Source organism: Mycolicibacterium xanthum (assembly GCF_019710635.1).
Classification (GTDB): domain Bacteria; phylum Actinomycetota; class Actinomycetes; order Mycobacteriales; family Mycobacteriaceae; genus Mycobacterium; species Mycobacterium xanthum.
Genome location: NZ_JAIFZS010000144.1, coordinates 1 through 1,150 on the forward strand (window position 1 = coordinate 1; position 1,150 = coordinate 1,150).

General features: G+C 64.3%; 1 protein-coding gene. It reads left to right on the top strand.

Annotation, left to right across the window (positions count from 1 at the left end):
• Positions 1-48 precede the first annotated feature (48 nt).
• Positions 49-1,149 carry an IS630 family transposase gene (locus JDV09_RS26440; protein WP_221372090.1) on the top strand — a complete coding sequence of 367 codons (1,101 nt, stop codon included), beginning with the start codon at positions 49-51 and terminating at the stop codon, positions 1,147-1,149.
• Position 1,150 lies beyond the last annotated feature (1 nt).

Genomic DNA, 1,150 nt, shown 5'->3' on the forward strand with positions numbered 1-1,150 from the left:
CTAGTGGTCTGTCTGTAAATTAATATGGTAGTCTGTACTATGCCGGTTATGACAGCTGCCGCGTTGCCGGTCAGCGATGCTCAGCGTGCGGAGTTGGAGCGGATGGCGGCCTCGACGTCGTTGCCGCATCGTCAGGTGGTGCAGGCGCGGGGGCTGCTGTGGGCTGCCGATGGGGTGGCCAACGAGGAGATCGCGCGGCGCTGCGGGGTGGACTCGGATACCGTGCGGCGCTGGCGGTCTCGGTTCGTCGAGCAGGGCATCGCGGGAGTCGGGCGGATCGCCAAGGGTCGTGGGCGCAAGCCGAGTCTGCCGGCGGGTACGGTCGAGGAAGTGCTGCGGTTGACCCATCAGGAGCGTCCGGCCGACGGATCCACGCACTGGAGCACCCGCACGCTGGGCGCTCGGGTCGGGATCGGCAAGGACGCGGTGGCCAAGATCTGGGCTGATCACAACCTCAAGCCGTGGAAAGTCGAGACGTTCAAGGTCAGCAACGATCCGCGGTTCGAGGAGAAGCTGGTCGATGTTGTTGGGCTGTACGTGAATCCGCCGGCGCGTGCGGTGGTGTTCAGCTTCGACGAGAAGACCCAGTGCCAGGCGTTGGATCGCACCCAGCCGTCGCTGCCGATGAAGCCGGGCCGGGCGGGAACCATGACCCATGACTACAAACGCAACGGCACCATCGACCTGTTCGCCGCGATGAACATCGCCACCGGCGAGGTCCTGACCGACCTGCGCAAAGGCCACACCGGTGCTGACGTGCTGCGGTTCTTCAAACAGATCGACGCCACCGTCCCGCGCGGACTGGGCGTACACGTGGTGCTGGACAACCTGTCGGCGCATTCCACCCCCGAGATCGGGAAATGGCTCGCCCACAAGGACCGCCGCCGCTGGCACCTGCACTACACCCCGACCTCGAGTTCCTGGCTCAATCTGGTCGAACGCTGGTTCAAAGAACTCACCGACAAACGTCTGCGCCGAGGCGCTTTCACCAGCGTCGCCGAACTCACCGAAGCCATCACCACCTGGGCCGCCCACTGGAACACCGACCCCAAACCCTTTATCTGGAAGGCCACCGCCGAAGACATCATCACCAAAGTCCAACGCGGCCGCGCCACCCTCCACCAGATCAAAACGCAGACAGACCACTAGC

Bases quoted from the DNA above. Each gene is read 5' to 3' on its own strand.
- JDV09_RS26440 (WP_221372090.1), top strand. From the start codon at position 49: ATGACAGCTGCCGCGTTGCCGGTCAGCGATGCTCAGCGTGCGGAGTTG.